Genomic DNA, 25,889 nt, shown 5'->3' on the forward strand with positions numbered 1-25,889 from the left:
GATCCAGCCCATCGACATCAGGAAACCATTGAGCAGGCCGTTATTGCTGAGGATGCCCATCCACGCGTAAACGCGGATCAGGATCGCGGTCCAGGTCGGCATCATGATCAGCAGCACCAACACGGTCTGCATCTCTTTGCGCGCATTGGCAATGGCGTAGGCCATCGGGTAACCGATCAGCAGGCACAGCGCCGTGCTGAAGAAAGCCATCTTCAGCGAGCCCAGGTAAGCGGCGATGTACAACTCGTCGTCACCCAGCATGGCGTAGTTGCCCAGGTTCAGCAGCAGCTGAATTTTTTGGTCAACGTAGCTGTAGATCTCGGTGTACGGCGGAATCGCGACGTCGGCTTCGGCAAAGCTGATCTTCAGAACGATGAAGAACGGCAGCATGAAGAACAGGAACAGCCACAGGAATGGAATCCCGATGACCATATGACGGCCACCGGGGGTTATTCGTTGCAGGCGGCGCTTGAATTTTCGAAGGTTCATGAGCGCAATACCACGCCGCTGTCGTCTTCCCACCAGACATAGACTTCGTCGTCCCAGGTCGGACGCGCACCGCGGCGTTCGGCGTTGGCGACAAACGACTGCACGATCTTGCCGCTCGGAAGCTCGACGTAGAACACCGAGTGGCCGCCCAGATAGGCGATGTCATGCACCTTGCCCCGCGACCAGTTGTATTCGCAGGTCGGTTTTTCGGTGGTCACCAGCATTTTTTCCGGGCGGATCGCGTAGGTCGTGTGTTTGTCCTCTACCGAGGTGCTCACACCGTGACCCACGTAGATATCGTTCTCCAGCTCCGGGCAATTGATACGCGCGTAGCCTTCGGCGTCATCGACCACTTCACCGTCGAACAGGTTGACGTTGCCGATGAACTCGCAGACCAGACGGCTGACCGGGGTCTCGTAAATATCGATCGGGCTGCCGATCTGGGCGATCCAGCCCTGATGCATGATCGCGATGCGTTGGGCCATGGTCATGGCCTCTTCCTGATCGTGGGTCACCATGACGCAGGTCACGCCGACGCGCTCGATGATTTCCACCAGCTCGAGCTGCATTTGCGAGCGCAGTTTTTTATCCAGCGCCCCCATCGGCTCATCGAGCAGCAGCAGCTTTGGACGCTTGGCCAGCGAGCGGGCCAGGGCCACACGCTGACGCTGGCCGCCGGACAACTGATGCGGTTTGCGCTTGGCGTACTGGGTCATGTGCACCAGCTTGAGCATTTCGCCCACCCGCGCATCGATCTCCGAAGCGGACATTTTGTCCTGCTTGAGGCCGAAGGCGATGTTTTGTGCCACGGTCATGTGCGGGAACAGGGCGTAGGACTGGAACATCATGTTGATCGGCCGCTCGTAGGGCGGCATGTCGGTGATGTCCACACCATCGAGGTAAATACGGCCTTCTGTTGGGCGCTCGAAACCGGCGAGCATACGCAGCAAGGTGGATTTGCCCGATCCCGATCCGCCGAGCATGGCGAAGATTTCGCCTTTGTTGATTTCCAGGGACACATCGTCCACGGCAATCGTCTCGTCGAATTTCTTCGTGACCCGGTCGATTTTGACCAACACCTGTTTAGGTGTGTGGTCGCCCTCGAGGGCTTTCTTATAGGCGCCGGAGGCAACAGCCATTTACGAAACTCCCAACAAATTTAGCAGCCCGATCAATAGGGTCGGGCCTTGGATAGGTGGTCTTGCGAGCTATTTACCCGTCTTGACCTTGGTCCACGTGCGCGTCATCAGACGTTGCACCTTCGGCGGTAGTTCGGTTGAAACGTAAGTCTTGTCCAGTACCGCCTGGGTCGGGTAAACCGCTTCGTCGGCACGGATGGACGCGTCCATCACCTTGTCTGCTGCAGGATTGGGGTTGGCATAGCCAACATAATCGCTGACCTGGGCAATCACTTCTGGCTTGAGCAGATAGTTGATGAACGTGTGGGCCTGCTTGACGTTGCTGGAGTCCTTTGGAATCGCCAGCATGTCAAACCACAGGGCGCCGCCTTCCTTGGGAACGATATAGGCGATGTTGACGCCTTTTTTGGCCTCTTCGGCACGTGCCTTGGCCTGGAACACATCACCGGAGAAGCCGATCGCAACACAGATGTTGCCGTTGGCCAGGTCGGAAATGTATTTGGAAGAATGGAAGTAGGTGACGTAAGGACGCACCGACATCAGGGTAGCTTCAGCTTTTTTGTAGTCTTTGGGGTTGGTGCTGTTTGGATCCAGGCCCAGATAGTTGAGCACGGTCGGCAGCATTTCATCGGCCGAGTCCAGGAAAGCCACGCCGCACGATTGCAGCTTCTTCATGTTCTCGGGTTTGAACACCACGTCCCAGGAGTCGATGGTGTCGATGCCCAGGACTTCCTTGACCTTATCGACGTTGTAGCCAATACCGTTGGTGCCCCACAGGTACGGCACCGCGTACTGGTTACCCGGGTCATTGGCCTGCAGACGCTTGAGCAGAACCGGGTCCAGGTTGGAATAGTTAGGCAGTTGCGACATGTCCAGTTTCTGGAATGCGCCCGCTTTGATCTGCTTGCCCAGGAAGTGGTTCGACGGAACGACCACGTCGTAACCGGTGCGTCCTGCCAGCAGTTTGCCTTCCAGCGTTTCGTTGGAGTCGAAGACGTCATACACCGGTTTGATGCCGGTGGTCTTTTCGAAGTCGGCCAGTGTGTTCGGGGCGATGTAGTCCGACCAGTTATAAATGTGCACGGTGGGTGCCGCTTGAACGCTGACGGCAAGCGTCAAACCAGCTCCGACCAGCAGGGTCTTGCGAAACAAAGATGTAGACACTTGGTGGTCCTCTAAATAGTTGGGCCTGCAAGGCCCGCGTTGCATGGCAGCACAACTGCCAAAGACAAACCGGCGCGCAACTTACCCTCGATAAACCGGGACGGCAAAGTTTTCTGCGATTTATAGCCCTAAAACCATGATTTTTCGTGATTTCTGCCTTCTTTAGGAGCGTGCTTGCTCGCGATCTTCTGGATCTGAACAGCTCGTGGGCAAGCTCGCTCCTGCAAAGGGGCAGTTATTTACCGGATTTGATCTTGGTCCAGCTGCGGGTCAGCAGGCGCAAGGTTGCAGGCGGCAAATCGCTGATGGCATACAGCTTGGCCTTCACTTCATCCGACGGATAAATGCTCGGGTCACCGGAGATGTCTTTATTCACCAGCGGTGTTGCAGCCTTGTTACCGTTCGGGAAACGTACGCTGTTGGTGATTTCAGCCATGATTTCAGGCTGCATCAGGAAGTTCATCCAGGCGTAAGCGGCATCAACGTTCTCGGCATCCTTGGGAATGGCGACCATGTCGTAGAAGCTGCCGGCACCCTCTTTAGGAATGGCATATTTGAGTTTGACCTTGCCACCGGCTTCTTTGGCACGGGAGATGGACTGCTCCAGGTCGCCCGAGTACCCCACGGCTACGCAGATATTGCCGTTGGCCAGGTCAGAGATGTACTTGGAGGAGTGGAAGTAACCCACCGAAGGACGAATTTTCAGGAACAGTGCTTCGGCTTCAGCCAGTTGCTTCTTGTCTTGCGAATCGGTCGGGTAGCCCAGGTAGTGCAGGGCGGCCGGGATCATTTCGGTCGGCGAGTCGAGGAAGCTGATGCCACAGCTTTTCAGCTTTTCAGCGTTCTCTGGCTTGAACAGAACATCCCAGGAATCGATGGTGTCGACGCCCAGTGCGGCTTTGACCTTCTCCGGGTTGTAGCCGATGCCGATGGTGCCCCACATGTACGGGAAGGCATGTTTGTTGTCTTTGTCGCTGGCATCGCCAACGGCCTTGAGCAACGCAGGATCGAGGTTTTTCCAGTCAGGCAGCTTGGAGCGGTCCAGTTCCTGGTAAACCCCGGCCTTGATCTGCTTGGCCAGGAAATTGTTGGATGGCACGACGATGTCGTAACCGGACTTGCCCGCCAGCAGTTTGGCCTCAAGGGTCTCGTTGCTGTCGAACACGTCGTAAACCACTTTGATACCGGTCTGGTCTTCAAACTTTTTGACGGTATCGGGCGCGATATAGTCGGACCAGTTGTAGATGTGCAGAACCTTGTCCGCGGCTTGAGCTGCCCCCGCCATCACTCCCATCAAAGACAGGGCGAGAAGGGTCTTGCCAGCTTTTTTAAAACCTGATGCCTTCATCTGTAATGCTCCAATTGTTCTCTTAAACCACTGATTCAGCGACCTGATCTCAGGATGACTAAAACCGGCGGGTAGTCTGGCAAGATCGGGGGCAGGCTTTCAAGGGAAGAGCCTTTATTCTTAAGGCTCCGAGCGTAATTGCCTGCATAAAAACAGCAGATTTCATTCACCCGGAGCCTGACGATCAACCTTGTAATACTTCCAGGGTCAGATCGAGGCACTTACGCGCCTTGGTCACCAGCTCATCAATCTCGTCTTTGCTGATTACCAGCGGCGGCGCAATGATCATGGTGTCGCCAACGGCGCGCATGATCAGCCCGTTTTCAAAGCAGAATTGTCGGCAAATCATGCCGGCGCCGCGGCCCTCATAACGTTTGCGGGTGGCTTTGTCCTGAACCAGTTCAATGGCTCCCAACAGGCCCACACCGCGCACTTCGCCCACCAACGGGTGATCGTTCAGTTCACGTAGACGCTTTTGCAAATACGGTGCCGTTTCTGCGTGAACCTTCTCGATAATTTTTTCTTCGCGCAGGATGCGGATGTTTTCCAGCGCAACGGCGGCGGCAACCGGGTGACCGGAGTAGGTGAAACCGTGGTTGAAATCGCCCCCTTCGTTAAGCACGGCGACTACTTCGTCGCGCACGATCAGGCCACCCATCGGGATGTAACCCGAGGTCAGGCCCTTGGCGATGGTCATCATGTCGGGTTTGAGGCCGTAGAAATCGCTACCGAACCACTCACCGGTGCGGCCAAAGCCACATATGACTTCGTCAGCCACGAACAGGATGTCGTACTTGGCCAGAATCTCCTTGATTCGCGGCCAGTAGGTATCGGGCGGAATGATCACGCCGCCTGCGCCCTGAATCGGCTCGGCAATAAAGGCACCGACCTTGTCGACGCCGATTTCGAGAATCTTTTCTTCCAGCTGGTTGGCCGCCCAGATACCGAACTCTTCCGGGGACATGTCGCCGCCTTCGGCAAACCAGTACGGTTGGGCAATGTGCGTGATGCCCGGGATCGGCAAGTCACCCTGTTCATGCATGTAGGTCATGCCGCCCAGACTGGCACCGGCCACGGTTGAGCCGTGGTAGCCGTTCTTGCGGCTGATGATGACCTTCTTCTCGGGTTGGCCTTTGATCGCCCAGTAGTGGCGAACCATGCGCAACATGGTGTCGTTGCCTTCAGAACCGGAACCGGTGAAGAACACGTGGTTCATGCCTTCGGGGGCGATCTGGGCGATGACCTTGGACAGCTCAAGCACTGGCGGGTGAGCGGTCATGAAAAACAGGTTGTAGTACGGCAGCTCGCGCATTTGCTTACTGGCCGCATCGGCCAGTTCGTCACGTCCGTAGCCAATGGCAACACACCACAGGCCGGCCATGCCGTCGAGAATTTTGTGACCTTCGCTGTCCCACAGGTACACGCCCTTGGCGTGAGTGACAATGCGCGGCCCGACTTCTTTCAATTGCTTGAAATCACTGAATGGCGCCAGGTGATGGTCGTTGCTCAGTTGTTGCCAGTGGAGGGTTTGCGGGTTCTTGTTGGTCATACAGAGCTCTCCTTTATTCCGTGAGGTGCCGCGCCTTCCTGGCGCAGCACTCCTGGTGACAGACGGGGTGGATCAGACGGCGAACAGCAGGAACTCCCGCTCCCACGAACTGATGACACGCTTGAAGTTTTCATGCTCGGCACGTTTGACTGCGATGTAACCCGCAATGAATTTGGTGCCCAGGTACTTTTCGACAGTCTTGCTGCTTTCCATGCGTGCCAGTGCTTCTTCAAGGGTCAGAGGCAGGCGCAGGTTGCGGCGTTCATAACCGCGGCCCACTACGGGAGCGCTCGGATTGATCCCTTCAACCATGCCGATATAGCCACACAGCAAGCTGGCAGCAATCGCCAGGTACGGGTTGGCGTCGGCGCCCGGCAAGCGGTTCTCGACCCGGCGGTTTTGCGGGCCGGCATCCGGCACGCGCAGACCTACGGTCCGGTTCTCTTCGCCCCATTCCACGTTTACCGGCGCCGAGGTATCAGGCAGGAAGCGGCGGAAGGAGTTCACGTTCGGCGCAAACAGTGGCAGCAGTTCAGGAATGAACTTCTGCAAGCCGCCGATGTGATTCAGGAACAGCTGGCTCATGGTTCCATCTTCATTGGAGAAGATGTTTTTGCCGGTTTCGATGTCGATGATGCTCTGGTGCAAGTGCATGGCGCTGCCAGGCTCACCGGTCATGGGTTTGGCCATGAAGGTAGCGGCTACGTCGTGCTTGAGCGCGGCTTCGCGCATGGTGCGTTTGAACACCAGAATCTGGTCGGCCAGCGACAGTGCGTCGCCGTGACGGAAGTTGATTTCCATCTGCGCGGTGCCGTCTTCGTGGATCAGGGTGTCCAGATCCAGCTCTTGCAACTCGCACCAGTCGTATACGTCTTCGAACAGCGGATCGAATTCGTTGGCCGCTTCAATGGAGAACGACTGACGGCCGGTCTCGGGGCGTCCCGAGCGTCCGATCGGTGGCTGCAACGGGTAGTCGGGGTCGTCGCTGCGCTTGGTCAGGTAGAACTCCATCTCTGGCGCCACAATCGGCTGCCAGCCGTGATCGGCATAGAGTTTGAGGACCTTTTTCAGCACGTTGCGCGGCGACAGCTCAATCGGGTTGCCCTGTTTGTCGTAGGTGTCGTGAATCACCTGGGCCGTGGGTTCTATCGCCCAGGGCACCATAAACACAGCGTTCTGGTCCGGACGGCAGATCATGTCGATATCGGCAGGGTCCAGCAGCTCGTAATAGATGTCGTCTTCGACATAGTCGCCCGTTACGGTTTGCAGCAAAACGCTCTCGGGCAGGCGCATGCCTTTTTCGGCAATGAACTTGTTGGTCGGCGAAATCTTGCCGCGTGTAATCCCGGTAAGGTCGGCGATCATGCATTCGACTTCTGTGATCTTGTGGTCTTTCAACCAATCGGTGAGCTGGTCGAGGTTGTTACTCATAAATGCCTCTGGGCTGAGTGTCCTGACTTGGATAAGTCAGGCGTTTACTGACGCATCCGCGTCGCGTTGGGTCGCGCGCCTTCTGCAGGCATCGCCAAATGCCTGGAAGATGGCGAGATAAATCGGGTTAGAGCTTACCTGCCATTCGGGGTGCCATTGCACAGCTAAAGCAAAAGCCTTGCCGCCCTCGACCGAAACCGCCTCAACCAGCCCGTCCGGGGCCACGGCCTCAACCCGTAACCCGGGGGCCAATTGATCGACACCCTGGGTGTGAATCGAGTTGACCTCGAACTCCGCCGGCAGGCCCAGACCCGCCAGTACGCCGCCCGGTTGAATGTGCATGGCATGGCTCGGTGCGTACTGCACCTCAACGGGCGCGCTGGGGTCTTCGCGATGCTCGATGAAGCCTTCGACTTCATGCAATTTCTGGTGAAGTGTGCCCCCCAGGGCTACATTCAACTCCTGAAACCCGCGGCAGATCCCCAGCACAGGAATACCTGCGGCTATGGCGGCGCGAATCAGGGGGAGGGTGGTGCCATCACGGTCAGGATCATGCAGCGTGCCAGGCGCACTGGCAGGGCCGTGATATAAGTGAGGTTCGATGTTGGAAGGTGAACCGGTAAAGAGCAGGCCGTCCAGACTGTCCAGAATATTTGTCGGATCAATCAGTTCCGCCAATGACGGAAGGATCAGAGGCAAGCCTTTGGCGGCCACCGCGACTGCTCGCACGTACTTATCGCCAGTGATGTGATAAGGATGCAAACCGATCTGCTTGGTGCAGGCGGTGACGCCGATTAACGGCAGGCGTGACATGTAACACCCCGGTATTATTGCTGTTATGGGTTTGAATCGAGCTTAGCCTTGTTCATTTTTTTACACAACACCCCCGTAAAAAATACAATACGGCCCGCTCAAGCCTGCGGTCGGCAAAGGTTTTAAAAGGGCAAAGACGCCCTAAAAAGCGTCAAAAATGGCCTTTCAGCCCTTTTTAAGGGCAAAAAAGAGGCTGCTTGACTTCGGTATGCCGTTCGGGTTGACTGAATCCCGTAGCGCTCAATGATTGATATTTTTAACAACAAAGGTGTTGCATCATGTCGGTACCCCCGCGTGCCGTTCAGCTTAACGAAGCGAACGCGTTCCTTAAGGAACATCCTGAGGTTCTGTACGTTGACCTTCTAATTGCGGATATGAATGGTGTGGTGCGCGGCAAGCGCATTGAACGCACCAGCCTCCACAAGGTTTACGAGAAAGGCATCAACCTGCCAGCCTCTCTTTTTGCGCTGGATATCAACGGCTCAACGGTGGAAAGCACCGGTCTGGGGCTGGATATCGGTGACGCAGACAGAATCTGTTATCCAATCCCTGACACCCTGTGCAATGAGCCGTGGCAAAAGCGCCCAACCGCGCAACTGCTGATGACCATGCACGAACTCGAAGGTGAACCCTTCTTCGCCGACCCTCGCGAAGTATTGCGTCAAGTTGTTACTAAATTTGATGACATGGGCCTCACCATCTGCGCCGCTTTCGAGCTCGAGTTCTACCTGATCGACCAGGAGAACGTAAACGGGCGTCCACAACCGCCGCGTTCGCCGATCTCCGGCAAACGTCCGCATTCGACCCAGGTTTACCTGATCGACGATCTCGACGAATACGTCGACTGCCTCCAGGACATTCTGGAAGGTGCCAAAGAACAAGGCATCCCGGCTGACGCCATCGTTAAAGAAAGTGCCCCGGCGCAGTTCGAAGTGAACCTGCACCACGTTGCCGACCCGATCAAGGCTTGCGACTACGCGGTACTGCTTAAACGTCTGATCAAGAACATCGCCTACGACCATGAGATGGACACCACGTTCATGGCCAAGCCTTATCCGGGCCAGGCGGGTAACGGGTTGCACGTACATATTTCGATTCTGGACAAAGAAGGCAAAAATATTTTTGCCAGCGAGGATCCCGAGCAGAACGCCGCATTGCGTCACGCGATCGGCGGTGTGCTCGAGACCCTACCGGCGCAGATGGCGTTCCTTTGCCCTAACGTCAACTCGTACCGTCGTTTCGGCGCACAGTTCTACGTGCCGAACTCGCCGTGCTGGGGCCTGGACAACCGTACGGTCGCCTTGCGCGTGCCGACCGGCTCATCTGACTCCGTGCGTCTGGAACACCGGGTTGCCGGCGCTGATGCCAACCCGTACTTGTTGATGGCTTCGGTTCTGGCAGGCGTGCACCACGGTCTGACCAACAAGATCGAGCCACCACCACCCGTAGAAGGCAACTCCTACGAGCAGAACGAGCAGAGCCTGCCGAACAACTTGCGTGATGCCCTGCGCGAGCTGGATGACAGCGAAGTCATGGCCAAATATATCGACCCCAAATACATCGATATTTTTGTTGCCTGTAAAGAGAGCGAACTGGAAGAGTTTGAACATTCCATCTCCGACCTCGAGTACAACTGGTACCTGCATACCGTGTAAGCGATTGCAGTACTGAAAAACGCCATCGGCCCACAGCCGGTGGCGTTTTTTTATGGGTTCACAACCGCGGGCGATCAGGGTGAAGGTCTGTGGCTAACATCCTGCCCGGCTCGTACAATGCCTGCTGCCCCGCAGGAGACACCCATGACGCGCCCCGCCACGCCCCGCGCTACACCTCGCAAGCCCCGCGCCCGCAGTCAGGTCCGAATCGATTCGATACTCGATGCTGCCCGCACTTTGCTCGCGGCAGAGGGTGTGTCCAGCCTGTCGATTTACAGCGTGGCGCAGCGTGCCGCCATCGCACCTTCATCGGTCTACCACTTTTTCCCCAGTGTGCCGGCGTTGCTCCAGGCCCTGACCAGTGATGTCCATGCAGCGTTCCGCGCCTGCCTGCAAGTGCCCGTTGCCCATGGCGAACTCACTGGCTGGCGCGATCTTTCGCGGATTATCGAACAACGCATGCTGACCATTTACCACCAGGACGCGGCGGCCCGGCAGCTGATCCTGGCTCAGCACGGGCTTACCGAAGTGACCCTGGCCGACCGCCAGCACGATCTTGAACTGGGGCAATTGATGCACGCGCTTTTTATGCGCCACTTCGAGCTACCGGTAATGCCGCAAGAGGTGGACGTTTTTGCCCTGGCGATGGAATTGGGCGACCGCGTGTATGCGCGTTCCATGCAGCTTCACGACTGCATCACCCCACGCATGGCCGAAGAAGGGGCGCGGGTGGTCGATGCATATTTGGGCTTGTACCTGCCGCCGTACCTGCCCAAACGGCCGTCCCTGTAGGAGCGAGCTTGCTCGCGAGCTTTTCAACGCTGTATCCCGGGCCGTGAAGAGCTCGCTCCGTCTGTGTCAGAAGGGCGCGTCACCCAGGATTGTCGCGCGATGCATCACGCGCCGGTTCGGGCGGTAATCATCCACGGCGTAATGCTGGGTCACACGGTTGTCCCAGAACGCGACGTCGTTCTCCTGCCAGCGCCAGCGGATGGTGTACTCCGGGCGGGTGCTGTGGGCGAACAGGAGTTTCAAAATCGCTTCGCTTTCAGCCTCTGAAAGCTCATTGATTTTCGTGGTGAAGCCTTCGTTGACGAACAGCGACTTGCGGCCGCTGACCGGGTGCGTACGTACCACCGGGTGCGACAGCGGCGGGTTGTTTTTACGGGTCTGGTCCCAGCGCAGAAAATCTTCAGGTGTAGAGCCGAAACGCTCCAGCGGGAACGATTTGGTGAAGTCGTGGGTTGCAGTCAAACCATCCAGCAACACTTGCAATGGCTTGGACAGCCCCTCGAACGCTGCAATCCCGCTGGCCCACAAGGTATCGCCGCCAAAGGCCGGCAACTGCTTGGCACTCAGCACCGCACCCATCGCCGGGGTCGGCAAAAAGGTTACGTCGGTGTGCCATACCGCGTTGTCACGCACGTCGGTGACGGCGGTGTCCAGCACCAGCACTTCGGGCTGCTCAGGTACGTTGGGATAGATCGGATGAATATGCAGATCACCAAAATTGGCCGCAAAGCGTGCTTGCTGCTGCGGGGTGATCGACTGGTCTTTGAAGAAAATAACCTGATGCTCAAGCAGCGCTTGCTCGATGGCATCGCGCTGCTGCGGGCTCAGGGGGCGGGTCAGGTCAACGCCGTCAATCTGGGCGCCAAGGGCAGAGCTAATCGGGGTAATGGTCAGGCTCATGGTCTATCTCTTTATCAGCGCGCCGATTGATCAGCGTCGAGTGTCTAGTGAGCCTGGCCGTGCCACGGCACCAGCTTGCGTTGCAGGGCGCGCAGGCCCATTTCCATGGCAAAGGCGATGATGGCAATCACCAGAATTCCCAGTACCACCACGTCGGTGACCAGAAATTGTGCGGCGGACTGCACCATGAAACCCAGCCCGCTGGTGGCGGCGATCAACTCGGCTGCCACCAGGGTCGACCAGCCGACGCCAAGGCCGATACGCACACCGGTTAGAATGTCCGGCAGGGCGCTGGGCAAAATCACATGGCGAATCAACTGCCAGCGGGTGGCACCCAACGACTGAGCGGCGCGGACTTTGGCCGGGTCGACGGTACGCACGCCGGTGGCAGTCGCAATTGCAATCGGGGCAAAAATCGCCAGGTAGATCAGCAGCACTTTTGAAAGCTCGCCAATCCCGCACCAGATCACAATCAGCGGCAAATAGGCCAGCGGCGGAATCGGGCGATAGAACTCGATCAGCGGGTCGAAAATCCCCCGCGCAATGCGGTTGTGGCCAATGGCGATACCCACCGGTACGGCGGTCAGGATCGCAAACCCCAGGCCCAGGCCGATACGGCTCAGGCTAGCGCCCAAGTGTTGCCACAAGGTGGAGTCCATATAACCTTTGGTCGCCAGCAACCAGCCCTTTTCCAGTACGGCGGACGGTGGCGGTAAAAACAGCGGTTCGATCAGCCCGGCCGCGGTCACGGCCCACCAAACGGCAATCAGGGTGACGATGGTCAGGACGCTGATCCAGCGCGTGCTCAGGCTGCGTTTCACCGGGCGCGGTGCGTGGGGTGCGGCAACCGGAGCTGCGGCAACGGCTTCATAACTGCTCATGCGCGCTCCTGATGCTGTGTGGCACTGCGTTGGGAAAACACGCGCTCAAGCACGTGCTCACGGGTTTCGATAAAGCGTGGATCGGACTTGATCGAACGGGCCGATTCACCGGCGTTGTAACGCTTTCCGAAATCCAGGCTCAGGCGCTCGACGATACGGCCCGGGTTGGGTGCCAGCAAAATCAGGTCAGTGGCCAGAAACACCGCTTCTTCAATGTCGTGGGTAATCAGGAATACGGGTTTGTCGGTGCGCTTGCACACTTGCAGCAGCAGTTCTTGCATCTGTTCGCGGGTGAAGGCATCCAGCGCGCCGAAAGGTTCGTCCATCAGCAACACGCGGGGATCGGCAGCCAGGGCACGAGCCAGGCCGACGCGCTGCTTCTGGCCGCCCGAAAGCTCCCAGACGCGGCGCTGTTCAAAGCCCGACAAATCCACCAGCGCCAGCATTTCACGGGCGCGGATTTCGCGCTTGTCGCGGGGTACACCGGCCAGTTCCAGGCCGAAAGCCACGTTGGCCAGGACGTCTTGCCAGGGCAGCAGCACGTCGTCCTGAAACACCACGCCACGCTCGGCACTCGGTCCCTTGACCGGGGCACCGTCGAGGGTGATGCGCCCCGCGCTCGGTTCGACAAAACCGGCGATCAGATTCAGCAATGACGTTTTGCCGCTGCCCGACGGGCCAAGGGCGACCAACAATTGCTGAGGGCCGAGGTTGACGGAAATATCCGACAGCACCGGCTCAGCTGCGCCCGGGTACTGTGCGCTGATGCGCTCCAGTGATAACAAGGCCATGACGGTCGACTCCTCAGCGGGCGAAAATTATTGAGTAATGAAGCTGGCGTTGACCGACGGCGCGTAGTCCGGCAGTACCGCATCGACCTTGCCTTGCTCTTTGAGGAAGGCGGCAGTGTCGGTCAGCGCTTTAGTGGTCGGCGCGCCGAGCAGGACAACTTGATCCGCGGCCAGCGGGTAGACGTTGCCTTGCAGCAGCACCGGGATGTCAGCAGGCTTGGCGCCGGAGAGCTTCACCACTTTGTCGACGTTGCTTTGATTGGCCAGCCAGGCTTGCGGATCCTTGCGATAGTCGGCGTAGGCATCCAGCGTGACCTTGGCAAAGTCTTTAACGATTTCAGGGTGCTTGGCAGCGAAGTCCTTGCGCACGATCCATGCATCAAAAGTCGGTGCACCGAATTTGGCCAGCTCGCCAGAGGTAATCAGCACTTTGCCGTTCTCCTTGGCTGCGCCCAATGCCGGGTCCCACACATAAGTGGCGTCGATATCGCCACGCTTCCAGGCCGCCACAATGGCCGGCGGTGCAAGGTTCAGAATCTGTACTTTCGAAGGGTCAATGTTCCAGTGCTTGAGCGCTGCCAGCAGGCTGTAGTGCCCGGTGGACACAAAAGGCACAGCAACTTTCTTGCCGATCAGGTCTTGCGGGCTATTGATTCCGGAACCGTCACGGGCCACCAGTGCCTCAGCGCCGCCGATCTGGGTGGCGATCAAAAAGGTTTCCACCGGCACTTTGCGGGTGATGGCCGCGGTCAGCGGGCTGGACCCCAGATAGCCGATTTGCACATCACCCGAGGCAATGGCGGCAATGATGTCTGAGCCGTTATCGAATTTGCGCCAGTTGATTTTGGCGCCCGTGGCCTTTTCGTAAGCCCCATCGGCCTGGGCGACTTTGGCCGGGTCAACGGTGGTTTGGTAAGCCACGGTCACATCGGTACTGGCGGCCTGCGCAAAGAAACTGGCACCCGCCAGAGACAGAGCTGCCAAAAGGCGTAAGGGGGAGTGCAGTTTCATCAGGAAGCTCCTCGGCAGGCGGCCGGACATCGGCAGAGCGCGAGGTTAAATGATCTAAGAATGCGTAAATAAATAACTTTTAAGCATTAGCTTATGAAGTTCTGAACACTAGATACGCGCGCGAGCTTTAACTGCGTCGCGTTTTTTGCCGGCATCTGGTCGGGTCGCGGGATAAGAACTAAACGCTATTAAAAAATTCATAAATTATTGTTTATAAATTAGACAAAAGGCCTATAGGATTCCCCCGATTTTGCGTAGGAAATATTTAGCTATATATTCTTTTGATCTGAAAAAATTCGAAACAATTCTTTTTGGTTTTATTGAATAGCCATTACCCTGCGCACAAACGGCAGATGACTAGACAAAGGTCGTAGACATGATTGGTTACGATTGACTTGTCAGTCACTGTCTGGCGCTAATCGCGCATCTGTAGCACCGAGGCGTCAGATCTTGGGCTAAAGAACTACAAAAATTAGAAACGCATAGGAGCAACACCATGAACAAGTCCACCTTGGCCCTCGCTGTGGCCGTAGGTTTGTTGGCGCAACAGGCAAGCGCTGCTGGCTTCATTGAAGACAGCAAGGCCACGCTGAAGCTGCGTAACTTCTATATCAACAACGATAACCGTGATGCTGAAGCAGGCTCTGCTGCCAACCGCGCAAATGGTGTTCGGAGCAAAACCGAAGAATGGGGCCAAGGTTTCCAGCTGGACTTCACCTCGGGCTTCACCCAGGGCACAGTTGGTTTCGGTGTGGACGCGATTGGCCTGTTGGGCGTCAAACTGGACTCCAGCGCTGCCAAGCACGGTAATGCACTGGGCACCTCATCGGGCGGCTCTGTATTCCCGAGCGACGGCGACCACGCTGCTGACGAATTCGCCAGCCTGGGCCTGACTGCCAAAGCCAAGATTTCTCAGACTGAATTGCGCATCGGTACCTTGCAGCCAAAACTGCCGGTCATCGTGACCAACGACGGTCGCATGCTGCCGCAAACCTTCCAGGGTGGCCAGATCACCTCCAGCGAGTTCAAGGACCTGACCTTCACCGGCGGCCAGATTGAACACGCCAAGGGTCGTAACTCCAGCAACAACGAAGGCCTGTCGATTGCTGGTGCCAACGGTGGCTCCAACTACGACGCGGGCAAATTTGTTAACAAGTTCTATTACGGCGGTGCCGACTACAAGCTCAACAAAGACCTGTTGCTGCAGTACTACTACGGCAATCTGGAAGATTTCTACAAGCAACACTTTCTGGGCCTGACTCACAACTGGTCCATCGGCCCGGGCGTGCTAAAAACTGATTTGCGTTACTTCCACAGCACAGACGACGGTAAGAACGGTAATGATCCGTCCTACTACAGTGCTGGCGATTACCGTGGCCAGACCAGCGGCAAAGGCAAGGTTGACAACAACCTGTACAGCGGCCTGTTCCTGTACACCGTTGAAGGCCACACCTTCGGTGGCGGTTACCAGGTCAGCAACGGCAGCAGCGACTTCCCTTGGCTGAACCAGGGTGACGGTTCTTCTGCTTACCTGACTACCGACATGCAAATCCAGAAGTTTGCCCGTGCTGGCGAACGTACCTGGCAGGCTCGCTACTCGTATGACTTCGCCAAGCTGGGCGTTCCTGGCCTGACGGCGGGCGCGGTTTACCTGCGTGGCGATAACTTCGACACCGTCAACAAAGCCGGTGGCGTTGCAGGCTCCGGTCTTTCCGAGTGGGAACGGGACATTACCGTGGCCTACGTAGTACAGGAAGGCACGTTGAAAAACCTTGGCTTCATGTGGAAAAACGCCATGTGGCGCAACGATATTCCTTCGAGCCGCGAGCAAGACGAAAACCGTCTGATCGTCAGCTACTCGATCCCGTTGCTGTAAGCCGTTCGTAACAAAAGGCAAGAAAAATCCTGCCCGGCGCAATGCCGGGCAGGGTGTTTACCGAAGATCGAATCGATCAATTCGCAACACATTTAAATGTCGCAGCTCCCTGCCGCTCCCCTTGCCTAAACCTGAATCCAGAGTGGCCCCATGCCTTGGCCGCGTCCAATGAAACAGTTTTTAATATTCCTTTAAGATCTAACCAAATCGATATTTATTCTTTTTAAATCGTTATTGGCGCAGGCAGAGTAAGCCCATCACGCCCTGCCATTCCCTATAAAAAGGAGCTGCACCATGAGCCTCAGACTCGGCGATATCGCCCCCGATTTCGAACAGGATTCCAGCGCCGGCAAAATCCATTTTCATGAATGGCTGGGCGATAACTGGGGCGTGCTGTTCTCGCACCCGGCGGACTTCACCCCGGTGTGCACCACCGAGCTGGGATTCACCGCCAAGCTCAAGGACGAGTTTGCCAAACGCGGGGTCAAGGCCATTGCCCTGTCCGTCGACCCGGTGGATTCGCACCACAAGTGGATCGAGGACATCAACGAAACCCAGAACACCCTCGTCAACTTCCCGATCCTGGCCGATGCCGATCGCAAAGTGTCTGACCTCTACGACCTGATTCACCCCAATGCCAGCGATACCCTGACAGTGCGCTCGTTGTTCGTGATTGATCCGAACAAGAAAATTCGTCTGACCATCACCTACCCGGCCAGTACGGGACGTAATTTCAACGAAATACTGCGGGTGATTGATTCACTGCAACTGACCGACAACTACAAAGTCGCCACCCCGGCCAACTGGCAGGACGGTGACGACGTCGTCATCGTGCCGTCGCTCAAGGACGAAGACGAAATCAAGAAACGCTTTCCTAAAGGCTACCGCGCCGTGAAGCCTTACCTGCGCCTGACGCCACAACCGAATAAATAATCCCTCCTGTAGGAGCGAGCTTGCTCGCGAGCTGTTCAGATCAAAAAGCTCGCGAGCAAGCTCGCTCCTACAGAGTTTCCACCTTCAAGTGCAACAGGGTTTGGGCCGTTTCGACGGCCTTTTTTTGCTTTTTAAATGTTCAAAATGCTTATTCCTTTAAAGAATAAACAAATGAATAAATATGATTTATAGATATATAAATCACCTGTTAAGGTCTTCTCACTCAAGCGAAAACGCTGACAGCGAATTGCACACATTCATTCAAGGAAACGCCTAGATGCTGGTCGTGACAATCGGAGGTAGCCCTAGCCAACGATCCCGTTCCGGGGTGCTGCTGGACCGCGCCAAACACTGGCTCAACCAGCAAGGCGTTGAAGTCGTGAGTTATCAGGTCCGTGACTTTCCGGCCGAAGACTTGCTCCACGCCCGTTTTGACAGCCCGCAAATCATCGATCTGTTGCAGCACATTGATAATGCCGATGGCCTGGTGATTGCGACGCCGGTGTACAAGGCCTCGTTTAGCGGCGCACTGAAAACCATCCTCGATCTGCTGCCTGAACGTGCCCTGAGCCACAAAGTGGTATTGCCCATCGCTACGGGGGGCAGCATCGCCCACATGCTGGCTGTGGACTACGCCCTCAAGCCGGTGCTGTCTGCGCTCAAGGCTCAGGAAATGCTGCACGGCATTTTTGCCGAAGACAGCCAGATTGCTTACGGCGAAGGCAGCGCACAAGCGCAACTGGTGCCGATCCTGGAACAACGTTTGAGCGAGGCCCTTGAGCAGTTCTACAGCGCCCTGGCCCGCCGTCCGAAACCGCTGGACCCGAACATTCTCAACGAGCGCCTGCGCACGGCTCGCTGGAGCATCTGAACCAACCGATGCCGGTGCCTTTGTGTGGGAGCTGGCTTGCCAGCGATTCAGGCGCCCCGGATTGCCTGACACGATGCAGTGATGCCATCGCCGGCAAGCCAGCGCCCACAGGTACAGCACACCGTTTCAAGTAATCCCGCCTTACCGATCCGCTAACGGCCCGGCAGGTGCAACCCGAATCTCGAACTCTGATAGGAGAGCGCTATGCGCCCTTTCATTTTGCGTCGTGGAGTGGTCGCCCTGTTGGCTGCGGCTGTGTCCTTTGGCGTCGTTTTAGAAGCACAGGCCGATGCGCTGCGTATCGGTTATCAAAAGTACGGCACGCTGGTGCTGCTCAAGGCCAGGGGCACGCTGGAAAAGCGTCTGGCCGAGCAGGGCGTCGATGTGCAATGGACCGAGTTCCCCGGTGGCCCGCAATTGCTTGAGGGCCTCAACGTGGGCTCCATCGACTTCGGCGTGACGGGTGAAACTCCGCCTGTATTCGCCCAGGCCGCCGGTGCTGACCTGCTGTATGTCGCCTACGAGCCGCCTGCGCCGACCAGCGAAGCAATTCTGGTGCCCAAGGATTCACCGATCAAATCGGTCAAAGACCTCAAAGGCAAAAAGGTCGTGCTCAACAAAGGCTCCAACGTGCACTACCTGTTGGTGCGCGCCCTTGAAGATGCCGGCCTGAAGTACAGCGACATCCAGACCATATTCCTGCCACCCGCCGATGCCCGTGCGGCGTTTGAGCGCGGCAGTGCCGATGCCTGGGTGATCTGGGATCCGTACCAGGCTGCCGCCGAACAGCAGCTGCAGGCACGCACCCTGCGTGACGCCAGCGGTATCGCAGACAACCATCAGTTCTATCTGGCTACCAAGCCCTACGCCGAACAGCATCCCAAGGTCATCGAGGCCCTGATTGAAGAAGTCCGCGATGTCGGTGAGTGGGCCAAAGCCAACCCTGAAGAGGTCACCCGGCAAGTAGCGCCGATCCTCGGTCTGCCGGTTGATATCACCCGCACGGCGGTCAAACGCCAGGGCTACGGCGCACAGTTTTTGACCCCGGATGTGGTCAGCGCCCAGCAAAAAATCGCTGACAGTTTTTACCAGCTCAAGCTGATTCCCAAGCCGCTGGTTGTGAAAGATGTGATCTGGACACCACCGGCCACTGTGGCCAAAGCCAACTAACGCTTGCCGTACCCATTCAGGAGACAACTCCATGAGCCTCAATATTTTCTGGTTCCTGCCTACTCACGGTGACGGCCATTACCTTGGCACCTCCGAAGGCGCCCGCGCCGTTGACTACGGTTATTTGCAACAAGTGGCACAAGCGGCAGACCGCCTGGGTTTTGGCGGAGTACTGATCCCAACCGGGCGCTCGTGCGAAGACTCGTGGCTGGTGGCGGCAGCGTTGATCCCTGTGACCCAGCGCTTGAAGTTTCTGGTGGCGCTGCGCCCGGGTATCGTTTCCCCGACCGTGGCCGCGCGACAGGCCGCGACCCTGGACCGACTGTCCGGCGGACGGGCGCTGTTCAACCTGGTGACCGGCGGTGACCCGGAAGAGTTGGCGGGTGATGGCCTGTTTCTGAGCCACGAAGAGCGTTATCAGGCATCGGTTGAGTTCACCCGTATCTGGCGCCGTGTACTGGAAGGCGAAACCGTGGACTACGACGGTCAGCACATCACGGTCAAAGGCGCCAAGTTGCTCTATCCACCGATCCAGCAACCGCGTCCGCCGCTGTACTTCGGCGGTTCCTCGGAAGCGGCGCAGGATCTGGCCGCAGAGCAAGTTGAAATGGTCCTGACCTGGGGCGAGCCTCCGGCTGCGGTTGCAGAAAAAATCGAGCAGGTACGGGCCAAGGCCGCCAAACACGGACGTACCGTGCGCTTCGGTATTCGCCTGCACGTCATCGTTCGCGAAACCAACGAAGAGGCGTGGAAAGCGGCAGACAAGCTGATTTCACATCTGGATGACGACACCATCGCCCGGGCCCAGGCTTCACTGGCGCGCTTCGATTCCGTCGGCCAGCAGCGCATGGCCGCACTGCATGGTGGCAGCCGCGACAATCTGGAAGTCAGCCCCAACCTGTGGGCAGGCGTCGGCCTGGTACGCGGTGGCGCGGGCACCGCGCTGGTGGGTGACGGTCCGACAGTGGCGGCACGGGTCAAGGAATACGCCGACCTGGGCATCGACACCTTTATTTTCTCGGGCTATCCACACCTGGAAGAGTCCTACCGCGTGGCTGAACTGCTGTTCCCGCACCTCGATATCGAGCGCCCGGAACTGCCGAAAAGTGCCGGCTACGTCAGTCCGTTTGGCGAAATGGTTGCCAACGATATTCTCCCTAAAGCTGCTTCGCAGAGTTGAGGCGGCCATGAGTAAGGGGAAGGCTCTAAGCCTTAATGGCATCGGCCACAAACTGGCGCCCTGGGCCTTGCCGGTTTTACTGCTGGCGGTTTGGCAGTTGTCGGTTTCGGCGGGCTGGTTGTCGACGCGCATTTTGCCGGCACCCAGCGCCGTGATCGCGGCCGGGGTCGAGTTGGTGCGCAGTGGCGAAATCTGGAAACACCTCGCCATCAGTGGCTGGCGCGCCGGGGTCGGTTTTGTGATCGGTGGCAGCATTGGCCTGGTATTGGGCTTCATTACCGGCTTGTCGAAATGGGGTGAACGCCTGCTCGACAGCTCGGTGCAAATGATCCGCAACGTACCGCATCTGGCGCTGATCCCTCTGGTCATCCTGTGGTTCGGGATCGACGAGTCGGCGAAGATTTTTCTGGTGGCGCTGGGGACTTTATTCCCGATCTACCTCAACACCTACCACGGCATCCGCAACGTCGACCCTGCCTTGGTGGAGATGGCGCGCAGTTACGGGCTGTCCGGTTTCAGCCTGTTTCGTCAGGTGATCCTGCCCGGTGCCTTGCCTTCGATTCTGGTGGGCGTGCGCTTTGCCCTGGGCTTTATGTGGTTGACCCTGATCGTGGCTGAAACCATCTCTGCCAGCTCCGGCATTGGCTACCTGGCGATGAACGCCCGGGAGTTTTTGCAGACAGACGTGGTGGTACTGGCAATTGTTTTGTACGCGGTGCTGGGCAAGCTGGCCGACACCGCAGCCCGTGGACTGGAGCGCGTGTGGTTGCGTTGGCACCCGGCGTATCAAGTGGTTAAAGGCGGTGCAGCATGACAGCTCAACAACCTCCGCGTTTGCGTCAGGGTATTCCGCTGGCCATCCATGGCCTGCAAAAGTCTTTTGGTGAGCGTCAGGTACTGCGCGACATCAATCTGCATATTCCGGCCGGTCAATTCGTGGCGATTGTCGGGCGTAGCGGGTGCGGCAAAAGCACCCTGATGCGCCTGCTGGCCGGGCTCGATCAACCGACGGCGGGGGTATTGCAGGCAGGTACTGCACCGCTGGAAGAAGCCCGCGCAGACACGCGGCTAATGTTTCAGGAAGCGCGTTTGCTGCCCTGGAAAAAAGTCATCGACAACGTCGGGCTCGGGCTCAAGGGCGACTGGCGTGCCAAGGCGCTAAAAGCGCTGGAAGAGGTGGGTCTGGCCGAGCGGGCCAATGAATGGCCGGCGGCATTATCGGGCGGGCAGAAACAGCGTGTGGCGCTGGCTCGTGCGCTGATCCACCAGCCGAGCCTGTTATTGCTGGATGAACCGCTGGGCGCGCTGGATGCATTGACCCGCATCGAGATGCAACAACTGATCGAACGCCTGTGGCGCCAGCACGGATTCACCGTGTTGCTGGTGACCCACGATGTCAGCGAAGCCGTTGCGATAGCCGACCGGGTGATTCTGATCGAAGACGGCGAAGTGGGGCTGGACCTCATTGTCGAATTGCAACGCCCGCGGGTGCGCGGATCGCACCGGCTGGCGGCACTGGAAACTGAAGTACTCAACCGGGTACTTGCCTTGCCTGGCTCTCCCCCTGAGCCGGAACCCGTTGCACCGCTGCCCACGCAACTGCGCTGGGCACAATAACCGCACTTTTCTATCCCAAGACAGGAATCGACACCATGACCATCAAAGCCATCAACGTTCGCAACCAGTTCAAAGGCCATATCAAGGAAATCGTGCTGGGCGACGTGCTCTCGGAAATCGACGTACAGACGGCATCGGGCATCGTTACCTCGGTCATCACCACCCGTTCGGTCAAAGAACTGGAACTGGTTGTGGGCAGTGAAGTCATTGCCTTTGTGAAATCTACCGAAGTCTCCATCGCCAAGTTGTAAGCCATGAAAGACCGAGCCCCGAGCGGTGTAAGCCCCTCGGGGCTTTTTTATGCCCGGCAATGGCGTTGTTTGTATCGCGAGGCAAGCTCGCTCCTACAGGGGCTATGTAGACACATACAGAGATACTGCTGTGTCTCTGTCGTGCCTGAGCAACACTATTCTGTGCCTTGGAATTTATTCAGAGGGCAAAGGAATGCCAGCTTTTCCTCATGCATACCGACTTCGTACCGGGAGGTTTTGCGAAGTAGGGCGTATTTATTTGATTACGGCTGTCGTGAAGAATCGGCAGCCTTATTTCTATGATTTTTGTTTAAGCCGTATTTTGATTAATGAATTCAGGCGAACACACACAGAAGGCCTTGTGGAATCACTCGCCTGGGTCGTAATGCCCGACCACTTCCACTGGTTAATCGAACTTCAAGACGCCAGCCTTGCGACAGTCATGCAGCGGACAAAATCACGGAGTGCGCTAGCGATTGGCTGTGCCCTTGGGCACCCGGTGAAGCTCTGGCAAAAGGGCTATCACGACCGAGGGATTCGCTATGACGAGGATCTTGCAGGCGTTGCCCGCTATGTCGTCGCTAACCCCCTGCGTGCAGGTTTGGTAAAGCACTTGGGCGACTATCCCCACTGGGATGCCATATGGCTCTGACCCCTGTAGGAGCGAGCTTGCCTCGCGAGCTTTCAAGGCTTGCGAGCGAACAGGATTCAGGCGGTGATTTTACGCCACACACTCACCAGCCAGGGCTGCTGGTCGCGGGGCAGGCCCGGTGGGCGATAGTAGTGCTCAAGCTCGACAAAACCCGCTTTGGTGAGCATCGCCCGCCAGTTCTCCAGGTCGTGATATGCCCCGTAACGCTGGCCATTCCAGCCTTCCTGATTGTCTCCCCGGGGGTTGGAACTCAGCAGTACGCCACCTGGTTTCAGGGTGGCGTGCAGTTTGCCCAGCACTTGTTCCAGCTCTTGCGTCGGTACGTGGAACAACGAGGCGTTGGCGAAGATGCCGTCGAAGTGTTCTGCAGGCAGTTCAAGCTTGAGAAAGTCTTGATGCCATACTTCACAGCCACTGTCCTGGCGGGCCATCTGGGTGAAGCGTTCAGTGCCGTCGAGCCCGACCGCTACATGCCCCAGGCGGGTGAAGGTTTGCAGATCGCGCCCCGGGCCGCAGCCAAAATCCAGAAGGGTAAATGGCGCGCGGCCCTGGATGTGCCGCAGCAATGCGTCGATGTTCTGGCTCACGTCGTGGTCGCGAGTCCCTTCGCGAAAGCCTTCGGCACTCTGCTGATAATGCTCCAGCGTGGTGGCAGCAATCTGTTCGAGGGTTTTTGCATCGAGGGTCATGGCAGGCTCGGTCGGCGGCAGTGGCCGCCGACTATACCTCAGCGTTTGTTCAGTACGCGGGCCAGGCGATCACCGCCAAGCTGAATCACCGCCACCAGCACCACCAGCAACACAATCACGGTCAGCATGACCTGAGTGTCAAAGCGCTGATAACCATAGCGGTAGGCAATGTCGCCCAACCCTCCCGCGCCAATGGCCCCGGCCATGGCCGATGAGTTGATCATGGTGACCACTGTGATGGTGAAACCGCCGACAATGCCCGGTAAAGCTTCTGGCAACAGCACGTGCCAAATGATGTGGTGGCGTTTGCAGCCCATGGCCTGCGCTGCTTCGATCAGGCCGTGATCCACTTCGCGCAAACTGACTTCGGCGATCCGCGCAAAGAATGGCGTAGCCGCGATGGTCAGTGGTACGACGGCAGCCCAGACGCCGTAGGTAGTGCCGACAATCAGGCGGGTAAACGGGATCAGCGCCACCATTAAAATAAGAAAGGGAATGGAGCGGAACAGGTTCACGAACGCGCCCAGAGCCTTGTGCAATCTGGGGGCTTCATAGATTCCACCCTTGGCGCTGGTGACCAGAATCACCGCCAGCGGGATGCCCAATATCAATGCGATCAGCGACGACACACCGACCATCAAAAAGGTGTCGATCACCCCCTGCCATAAACGCTCATATCCCATAACCCACGACCTCGACCTGTTGTGCCCATTGTTCGGCGCGCTTGCGCAGTTCGTCCGCCCCCAGTGAGGAGCTGGTCACACTGAGCAACAGTTGGCCCAGGGCATGGCCCTGAATCTGTTCAACCCCGCCATGCAGCAGCCGCACCTGTCCGCCCAGAGCGCTGAACAACGCACCCAGATCCGGTTCCTGGTCCTGGCTGCCGGTAAAACGCAGACGCAGAATCACACTTGAATGTGACGATGCCGGCTGTGCGCTGATGCGGTTTTTCAGGGCTTCGGGCAGGCTGTCTTGCAGCGGTGCAAGCAAGGTTTTGCTGACCTCGTGTTGCGGGTCGCCGAACACTTGCCACACCGGGCCCTGCTCGACGATCCGGCCTTGTTCCAGTACCACCACGCGGTGGCAGATATCGCGAATCACCGCCATCTCGTGGGTGATGAGGATGATGGTCAGGCCCAGGCGCTGATTGATCTCGCGCAGCAGGCCGAGGATCGACTGGGTGGTCTCCGGATCAAGGGCCGAGGTGGCCTCGTCACAGAGCAGGATCGCCGGGTCATGGACCAGCGCGCGGGCAATGCCGACCCGCTGTTTCTGCCCGCCCGAAAGCTGCGCCGGGTAGGCCGTGTGCTTGCCTTGCAGGCCCACCAGCTCCAGCAGTTCTCGGACTTTTTGCTCGCGTTGCAGCTTGGGCACGCCTGCAACCTTGAGCGGCAGTTCGACGTTCTGCCACACGGTTTTGGCCGACATCAGGTTGAAGTGCTGGAAGATCATGCCGGTTTGCCGGCGCAACGCCACCAGCCGGTTTTCATCGAAGTCACCGATGTCGGTTTGATCGATCAGCACGCGACCGCTGCTGGGTTGCTCCAGGCGATTGATGGTGCGGATCAGCGACGATTTGCCGGCACCGCTGCGGCCGATAATGCCGAAAATCTCCCCGTGCTGAATCGCCAGGTCGATACCCTTGAGGGCATCCACCGGTCCCTGGCTACCTTCATAGGTTTTGCCCACGCCGATAAAACGCACATGGGCCTGGCTCAGTTCAGGGTGCAGCTGGGTGTGGGTCGCGCCAGGCTGCGGCTGATCGAGCCGCTCGCGAGCAATAGCCACGTTCATGTTCAGTTATCCCAGCCAGGTTGATACAGGGTGCCGTAGGCCTTATCCAGCGAGGCTTTGACCACAGGCGAGTGCTGGTAGATGTCGACAAATTTTGCCAGTCGCGGGTCGTCCTTGTTCTTGGGCTGGATCACGAATTGAATGACATATTCCGGGTGGTCGATGCCGTCAAACAACAGTGCCGAGTTGGCATCGAAGTTTTTCGACAGGCGGATGTAGTGCGGGTAACCCTGCACCAGATCGGCATCGTCATAAGCGCGCACCAGCTGTACGGCTTCGACCTGCAGGATTTTGATGTTTTTCGGATTGGCGATGATGTCTTCTTCGGTCGCCTTGTAGCCTACGCCGGGCTTGAGGGTGATGAGGCCGGCTTTGGCCAGCAGTTGCAGGCCGCGTCCGCTGTTGATCGGGTCATTGGCGATGGCCACCGTAGCGCCCTGGGGCAGTTGGTCCAGGCTTTTGTATTTTTTCGAGTACAGGCCCACGTTGTTGATGATGCCTTTGGCATAGGGCACCAGATTAAACCCGCCGGCAGCGTTGGCGTTCTCCAGGAACGGGATGTGCTGGAAGTAGTTCACGTCGATGTCGCCGCTATTGAGGCTGACGTTGGGAGCGATCCAGTCGCTGAACTCGATCAGCTCGACATCAAGGCCTTGCTTCTTGGCTTCGCTCACCGTCGTTTCAAGGGCGGGAGCAAAGGCCGCTGTGGTGCCGACCTTGAGCGGGGCGTCGCTGGCGAACACGATGCCGCTGAACAGTCCGAGCGCCATAACCAGTGGGGTTAAGTGTTTTTTGTGCATGGGGCAAATTCCATTCAAAAATTCAGAATTCAAATCCTGTAGCAGCGAGCTTTACTCGCGAGCATCTGACGGCTCGTGAGCAAGCTCGCTCCT

At 57.7% G+C, this 25,889-nt stretch carries 25 protein-coding genes and 1 pseudogene; 11 read left to right on the forward strand and 15 right to left on the reverse strand.

Annotated features, from left to right (window positions below; genetic code table 11):
* The 7 genes and pseudogenes from ACP7BO_RS16110 to ACP7BO_RS16140 form a co-directional block, all read right to left on the reverse strand.
* A pseudogene (locus ACP7BO_RS16110) lies at nt 1–489 on the reverse strand (putrescine ABC transporter permease PotH); the annotation flags it as partial.
* Complete coding sequence (locus ACP7BO_RS16115) at nt 486–1,628, reverse strand: ABC transporter ATP-binding protein (RefSeq protein WP_397455425.1); 1,143 nt, start codon at nt 1,626–1,628, stop codon at nt 486–488. The gene ACP7BO_RS16115 and the pseudogene ACP7BO_RS16110, both read right to left, overlap by 4 nt.
* Before the next feature lie 69 nt (nt 1,629–1,697).
* Nucleotides 1,698–2,792 carry a polyamine ABC transporter substrate-binding protein gene (locus tag ACP7BO_RS16120; RefSeq protein ID WP_397455426.1) on the reverse strand — a complete coding sequence of 365 codons (1,095 nt, stop codon included), beginning with the start codon at nt 2,790–2,792 and terminating at the stop codon, nt 1,698–1,700.
* 235 nt (nt 2,793–3,027) lie between these two features.
* A complete protein-coding gene (locus tag ACP7BO_RS16125; protein WP_060696511.1) occupies nt 3,028–4,140 on the reverse strand; it encodes a polyamine ABC transporter substrate-binding protein in 1,113 nt (370 codons plus the stop codon).
* A gap of 184 nt (nt 4,141–4,324) precedes the next feature.
* The gene (locus ACP7BO_RS16130) at nt 4,325–5,689 is read right to left on the reverse strand and encodes an aspartate aminotransferase family protein (protein WP_397455428.1); all 1,365 of its coding nucleotides are present in this window, start codon (nt 5,687–5,689) and stop codon (nt 4,325–4,327) included.
* 72 nt (nt 5,690–5,761) lie between these two features.
* Nucleotides 5,762–7,120: a glutamine synthetase family protein gene (locus ACP7BO_RS16135; RefSeq protein WP_003444610.1), complete on the reverse strand. Its 1,359-nt coding sequence runs from the start codon at nt 7,118–7,120 to the stop codon at nt 5,762–5,764.
* Between the two features lie 36 nt (nt 7,121–7,156).
* Nucleotides 7,157–7,933 (reverse strand): gamma-glutamyl-gamma-aminobutyrate hydrolase family protein, encoded by a 777-nt coding sequence (locus ACP7BO_RS16140; RefSeq protein ID WP_060696513.1) that lies wholly within the window; start codon nt 7,931–7,933, stop codon nt 7,157–7,159.
* A gap of 278 nt (nt 7,934–8,211) precedes the next feature.
* Here ACP7BO_RS16140 and ACP7BO_RS16145 point away from each other — a divergent pair, with 278 nt between their 5' ends.
* The gene (locus ACP7BO_RS16145) at nt 8,212–9,588 is read left to right on the forward strand and encodes a glutamine synthetase family protein (protein WP_003444606.1); all 1,377 of its coding nucleotides are present in this window, start codon (nt 8,212–8,214) and stop codon (nt 9,586–9,588) included.
* A 144-nt stretch (nt 9,589–9,732) separates the two neighbouring features.
* The gene (locus ACP7BO_RS16150; protein ID WP_426211428.1) at nt 9,733–10,380 is read left to right on the forward strand and encodes a TetR/AcrR family transcriptional regulator; all 648 of its coding nucleotides are present in this window, start codon (nt 9,733–9,735) and stop codon (nt 10,378–10,380) included.
* A gap of 66 nt (nt 10,381–10,446) precedes the next feature.
* Here the strand turns inward: ACP7BO_RS16150 and tauD are convergent, their stop codons facing one another.
* Genes tauD through tauA form a run of 4 tightly spaced genes read right to left on the reverse strand, consistent with a single transcriptional unit; the run spans nt 10,447 to nt 13,963 of the window.
* Nucleotides 10,447–11,280: a taurine dioxygenase gene (gene tauD / locus ACP7BO_RS16155; RefSeq protein ID WP_426211430.1), complete on the reverse strand. Its 834-nt coding sequence runs from the start codon at nt 11,278–11,280 to the stop codon at nt 10,447–10,449.
* A 44-nt stretch (nt 11,281–11,324) separates the two neighbouring features.
* The gene (gene tauC / locus ACP7BO_RS16160; RefSeq protein ID WP_397455431.1) at nt 11,325–12,161 is read right to left on the reverse strand and encodes a taurine ABC transporter permease TauC; all 837 of its coding nucleotides are present in this window, start codon (nt 12,159–12,161) and stop codon (nt 11,325–11,327) included.
* Nucleotides 12,158–12,952: a taurine ABC transporter ATP-binding subunit gene (gene tauB, locus ACP7BO_RS16165; RefSeq protein ID WP_073509211.1), complete on the reverse strand. Its 795-nt coding sequence runs from the start codon at nt 12,950–12,952 to the stop codon at nt 12,158–12,160. Before tauB ends, tauC begins: the two co-directional genes overlap by 4 nt.
* Nucleotides 12,953–12,979: 27 nt before the next feature.
* Entirely contained in the window at nt 12,980–13,963 is a 984-nt protein-coding gene (gene tauA, locus ACP7BO_RS16170; protein ID WP_426211433.1) for a taurine ABC transporter substrate-binding protein, read from the reverse strand.
* Nucleotides 13,964–14,459: 496 nt separating this feature from the next.
* On the opposite strand from tauA, the gene ACP7BO_RS16175 reads away from it, so the two are divergent.
* The 9 genes from ACP7BO_RS16175 (at nt 14,460) to ACP7BO_RS16215 (ending at nt 22,513) form a co-directional block, all read left to right on the forward strand.
* Entirely contained in the window at nt 14,460–15,839 is a 1,380-nt protein-coding gene (locus tag ACP7BO_RS16175) for an OprD family porin (RefSeq protein WP_426211435.1), read from the forward strand.
* Nucleotides 15,840–16,133: 294 nt separating this feature from the next.
* Entirely contained in the window at nt 16,134–16,772 is a 639-nt protein-coding gene (locus ACP7BO_RS16180) for a peroxiredoxin (protein WP_060696520.1), read from the forward strand.
* A 277-nt stretch (nt 16,773–17,049) separates the two neighbouring features.
* Nucleotides 17,050–17,643, forward strand: a complete 594-nt coding sequence (gene ssuE, locus ACP7BO_RS16185; RefSeq protein ID WP_060696521.1) for an NADPH-dependent FMN reductase — start codon at nt 17,050–17,052, stop codon at nt 17,641–17,643.
* A gap of 204 nt (nt 17,644–17,847) precedes the next feature.
* The gene (locus ACP7BO_RS16190; protein WP_426211438.1) at nt 17,848–18,813 is read left to right on the forward strand and encodes a sulfonate ABC transporter substrate-binding protein; all 966 of its coding nucleotides are present in this window, start codon (nt 17,848–17,850) and stop codon (nt 18,811–18,813) included.
* A 31-nt stretch (nt 18,814–18,844) separates the two neighbouring features.
* Nucleotides 18,845–19,993 carry an FMNH2-dependent alkanesulfonate monooxygenase gene (ssuD, locus tag ACP7BO_RS16195; protein ID WP_060696523.1) on the forward strand — a complete coding sequence of 383 codons (1,149 nt, stop codon included), beginning with the start codon at nt 18,845–18,847 and terminating at the stop codon, nt 19,991–19,993.
* A 7-nt stretch (nt 19,994–20,000) separates the two neighbouring features.
* Complete coding sequence (gene ssuC / locus ACP7BO_RS16200; protein ID WP_060696524.1) at nt 20,001–20,807, forward strand: aliphatic sulfonate ABC transporter permease SsuC; 807 nt, start codon at nt 20,001–20,003, stop codon at nt 20,805–20,807.
* Nucleotides 20,804–21,610 carry an aliphatic sulfonates ABC transporter ATP-binding protein gene (gene ssuB / locus ACP7BO_RS16205; protein ID WP_060696525.1) on the forward strand — a complete coding sequence of 269 codons (807 nt, stop codon included), beginning with the start codon at nt 20,804–20,806 and terminating at the stop codon, nt 21,608–21,610. The genes ssuC and ssuB overlap by 4 nt, the downstream gene beginning before the upstream one ends.
* Nucleotides 21,611–21,645: 35 nt before the next feature.
* The gene (locus tag ACP7BO_RS16210) at nt 21,646–21,861 is read left to right on the forward strand and encodes a TOBE domain-containing protein (RefSeq protein ID WP_003444581.1); all 216 of its coding nucleotides are present in this window, start codon (nt 21,646–21,648) and stop codon (nt 21,859–21,861) included.
* A 193-nt stretch (nt 21,862–22,054) separates the two neighbouring features.
* Nucleotides 22,055–22,513, forward strand: coding sequence for an REP-associated tyrosine transposase (locus ACP7BO_RS16215; RefSeq protein ID WP_426211440.1), 459 nt, complete (start codon nt 22,055–22,057; stop codon nt 22,511–22,513).
* Nucleotides 22,514–22,569: 56 nt separating this feature from the next.
* On the opposite strand, the gene ACP7BO_RS16220 is transcribed toward ACP7BO_RS16215, so the two are convergent.
* Genes ACP7BO_RS16220 through ACP7BO_RS16235 form a run of 4 tightly spaced genes read right to left on the reverse strand, consistent with a single transcriptional unit; the run spans nt 22,570 to nt 25,796 of the window.
* Nucleotides 22,570–23,202 (reverse strand): class I SAM-dependent methyltransferase, encoded by a 633-nt coding sequence (locus ACP7BO_RS16220; protein WP_397455434.1) that lies wholly within the window; start codon nt 23,200–23,202, stop codon nt 22,570–22,572.
* Between the two features lie 38 nt (nt 23,203–23,240).
* Nucleotides 23,241–23,885 carry a methionine ABC transporter permease gene (locus ACP7BO_RS16225; protein ID WP_060696528.1) on the reverse strand — a complete coding sequence of 215 codons (645 nt, stop codon included), beginning with the start codon at nt 23,883–23,885 and terminating at the stop codon, nt 23,241–23,243.
* Entirely contained in the window at nt 23,875–24,996 is a 1,122-nt protein-coding gene (locus ACP7BO_RS16230) for a methionine ABC transporter ATP-binding protein (RefSeq protein WP_426211443.1), read from the reverse strand. Before ACP7BO_RS16230 ends, ACP7BO_RS16225 begins: the two co-directional genes overlap by 11 nt.
* Before the next feature lie 2 nt (nt 24,997–24,998).
* A complete protein-coding gene (locus tag ACP7BO_RS16235; protein ID WP_397455436.1) occupies nt 24,999–25,796 on the reverse strand; it encodes a MetQ/NlpA family ABC transporter substrate-binding protein in 798 nt (265 codons plus the stop codon).
* Nucleotides 25,797–25,889: the final 93 nt, after the last annotated feature.

The sequence above is a fragment of the Pseudomonas sp. TWR2-1-1 genome, assembly GCF_049897045.1.
GTDB lineage: Bacteria > Pseudomonadota > Gammaproteobacteria > Pseudomonadales > Pseudomonadaceae > Aquipseudomonas > Aquipseudomonas versuta.

Coding starts and splice junctions, on each gene's coding strand:
- ACP7BO_RS16175 (WP_426211435.1), top strand. CDS start 14,460: ATGAACAAGTCCACCTTGGCCCTCGCTGTGGCCGTAGGTTTGTTGGCG.
- ACP7BO_RS16180 (WP_060696520.1), top strand. CDS start 16,134: ATGAGCCTCAGACTCGGCGATATCGCCCCCGATTTCGAACAGGATTCC.
- tauC (WP_397455431.1), bottom strand. CDS start 12,161: ATGAGCAGTTATGAAGCCGTTGCCGCAGCTCCGGTTGCCGCACCCCAC.
- ssuD (WP_060696523.1), top strand. CDS start 18,845: ATGAGCCTCAATATTTTCTGGTTCCTGCCTACTCACGGTGACGGCCAT.
- ssuB (WP_060696525.1), top strand. CDS start 20,804: ATGACAGCTCAACAACCTCCGCGTTTGCGTCAGGGTATTCCGCTGGCC.
- tauA (WP_426211433.1), bottom strand. CDS start 13,963: ATGAAACTGCACTCCCCCTTACGCCTTTTGGCAGCTCTGTCTCTGGCG.
- ACP7BO_RS16235 (WP_397455436.1), bottom strand. CDS start 25,796: ATGCACAAAAAACACTTAACCCCACTGGTTATGGCGCTCGGACTGTTC.
- ACP7BO_RS16190 (WP_426211438.1), top strand. CDS start 17,848: ATGCGCCCTTTCATTTTGCGTCGTGGAGTGGTCGCCCTGTTGGCTGCG.
- ACP7BO_RS16225 (WP_060696528.1), bottom strand. CDS start 23,885: ATGGGATATGAGCGTTTATGGCAGGGGGTGATCGACACCTTTTTGATG.
- ACP7BO_RS16215 (WP_426211440.1), top strand. CDS start 22,055: ATGCCAGCTTTTCCTCATGCATACCGACTTCGTACCGGGAGGTTTTGC.
- ACP7BO_RS16220 (WP_397455434.1), bottom strand. CDS start 23,202: ATGACCCTCGATGCAAAAACCCTCGAACAGATTGCTGCCACCACGCTG.
- ssuC (WP_060696524.1), top strand. CDS start 20,001: ATGAGTAAGGGGAAGGCTCTAAGCCTTAATGGCATCGGCCACAAACTG.
- ACP7BO_RS16140 (WP_060696513.1), bottom strand. CDS start 7,933: ATGTCACGCCTGCCGTTAATCGGCGTCACCGCCTGCACCAAGCAGATC.
- ACP7BO_RS16115 (WP_397455425.1), bottom strand. CDS start 1,628: ATGGCTGTTGCCTCCGGCGCCTATAAGAAAGCCCTCGAGGGCGACCAC.
- ssuE (WP_060696521.1), top strand. CDS start 17,050: ATGCTGGTCGTGACAATCGGAGGTAGCCCTAGCCAACGATCCCGTTCC.
- ACP7BO_RS16230 (WP_426211443.1), bottom strand. CDS start 24,996: ATGAACGTGGCTATTGCTCGCGAGCGGCTCGATCAGCCGCAGCCTGGC.
- ACP7BO_RS16130 (WP_397455428.1), bottom strand. CDS start 5,689: ATGACCAACAAGAACCCGCAAACCCTCCACTGGCAACAACTGAGCAAC.
- tauB (WP_073509211.1), bottom strand. CDS start 12,952: ATGGCCTTGTTATCACTGGAGCGCATCAGCGCACAGTACCCGGGCGCA.
- tauD (WP_426211430.1), bottom strand. CDS start 11,280: ATGAGCCTGACCATTACCCCGATTAGCTCTGCCCTTGGCGCCCAGATT.
- ACP7BO_RS16135 (WP_003444610.1), bottom strand. CDS start 7,120: ATGAGTAACAACCTCGACCAGCTCACCGATTGGTTGAAAGACCACAAG.
- ACP7BO_RS16210 (WP_003444581.1), top strand. CDS start 21,646: ATGACCATCAAAGCCATCAACGTTCGCAACCAGTTCAAAGGCCATATC.
- ACP7BO_RS16145 (WP_003444606.1), top strand. CDS start 8,212: ATGTCGGTACCCCCGCGTGCCGTTCAGCTTAACGAAGCGAACGCGTTC.
- ACP7BO_RS16150 (WP_426211428.1), top strand. CDS start 9,733: ATGACGCGCCCCGCCACGCCCCGCGCTACACCTCGCAAGCCCCGCGCC.
- ACP7BO_RS16125 (WP_060696511.1), bottom strand. CDS start 4,140: ATGAAGGCATCAGGTTTTAAAAAAGCTGGCAAGACCCTTCTCGCCCTG.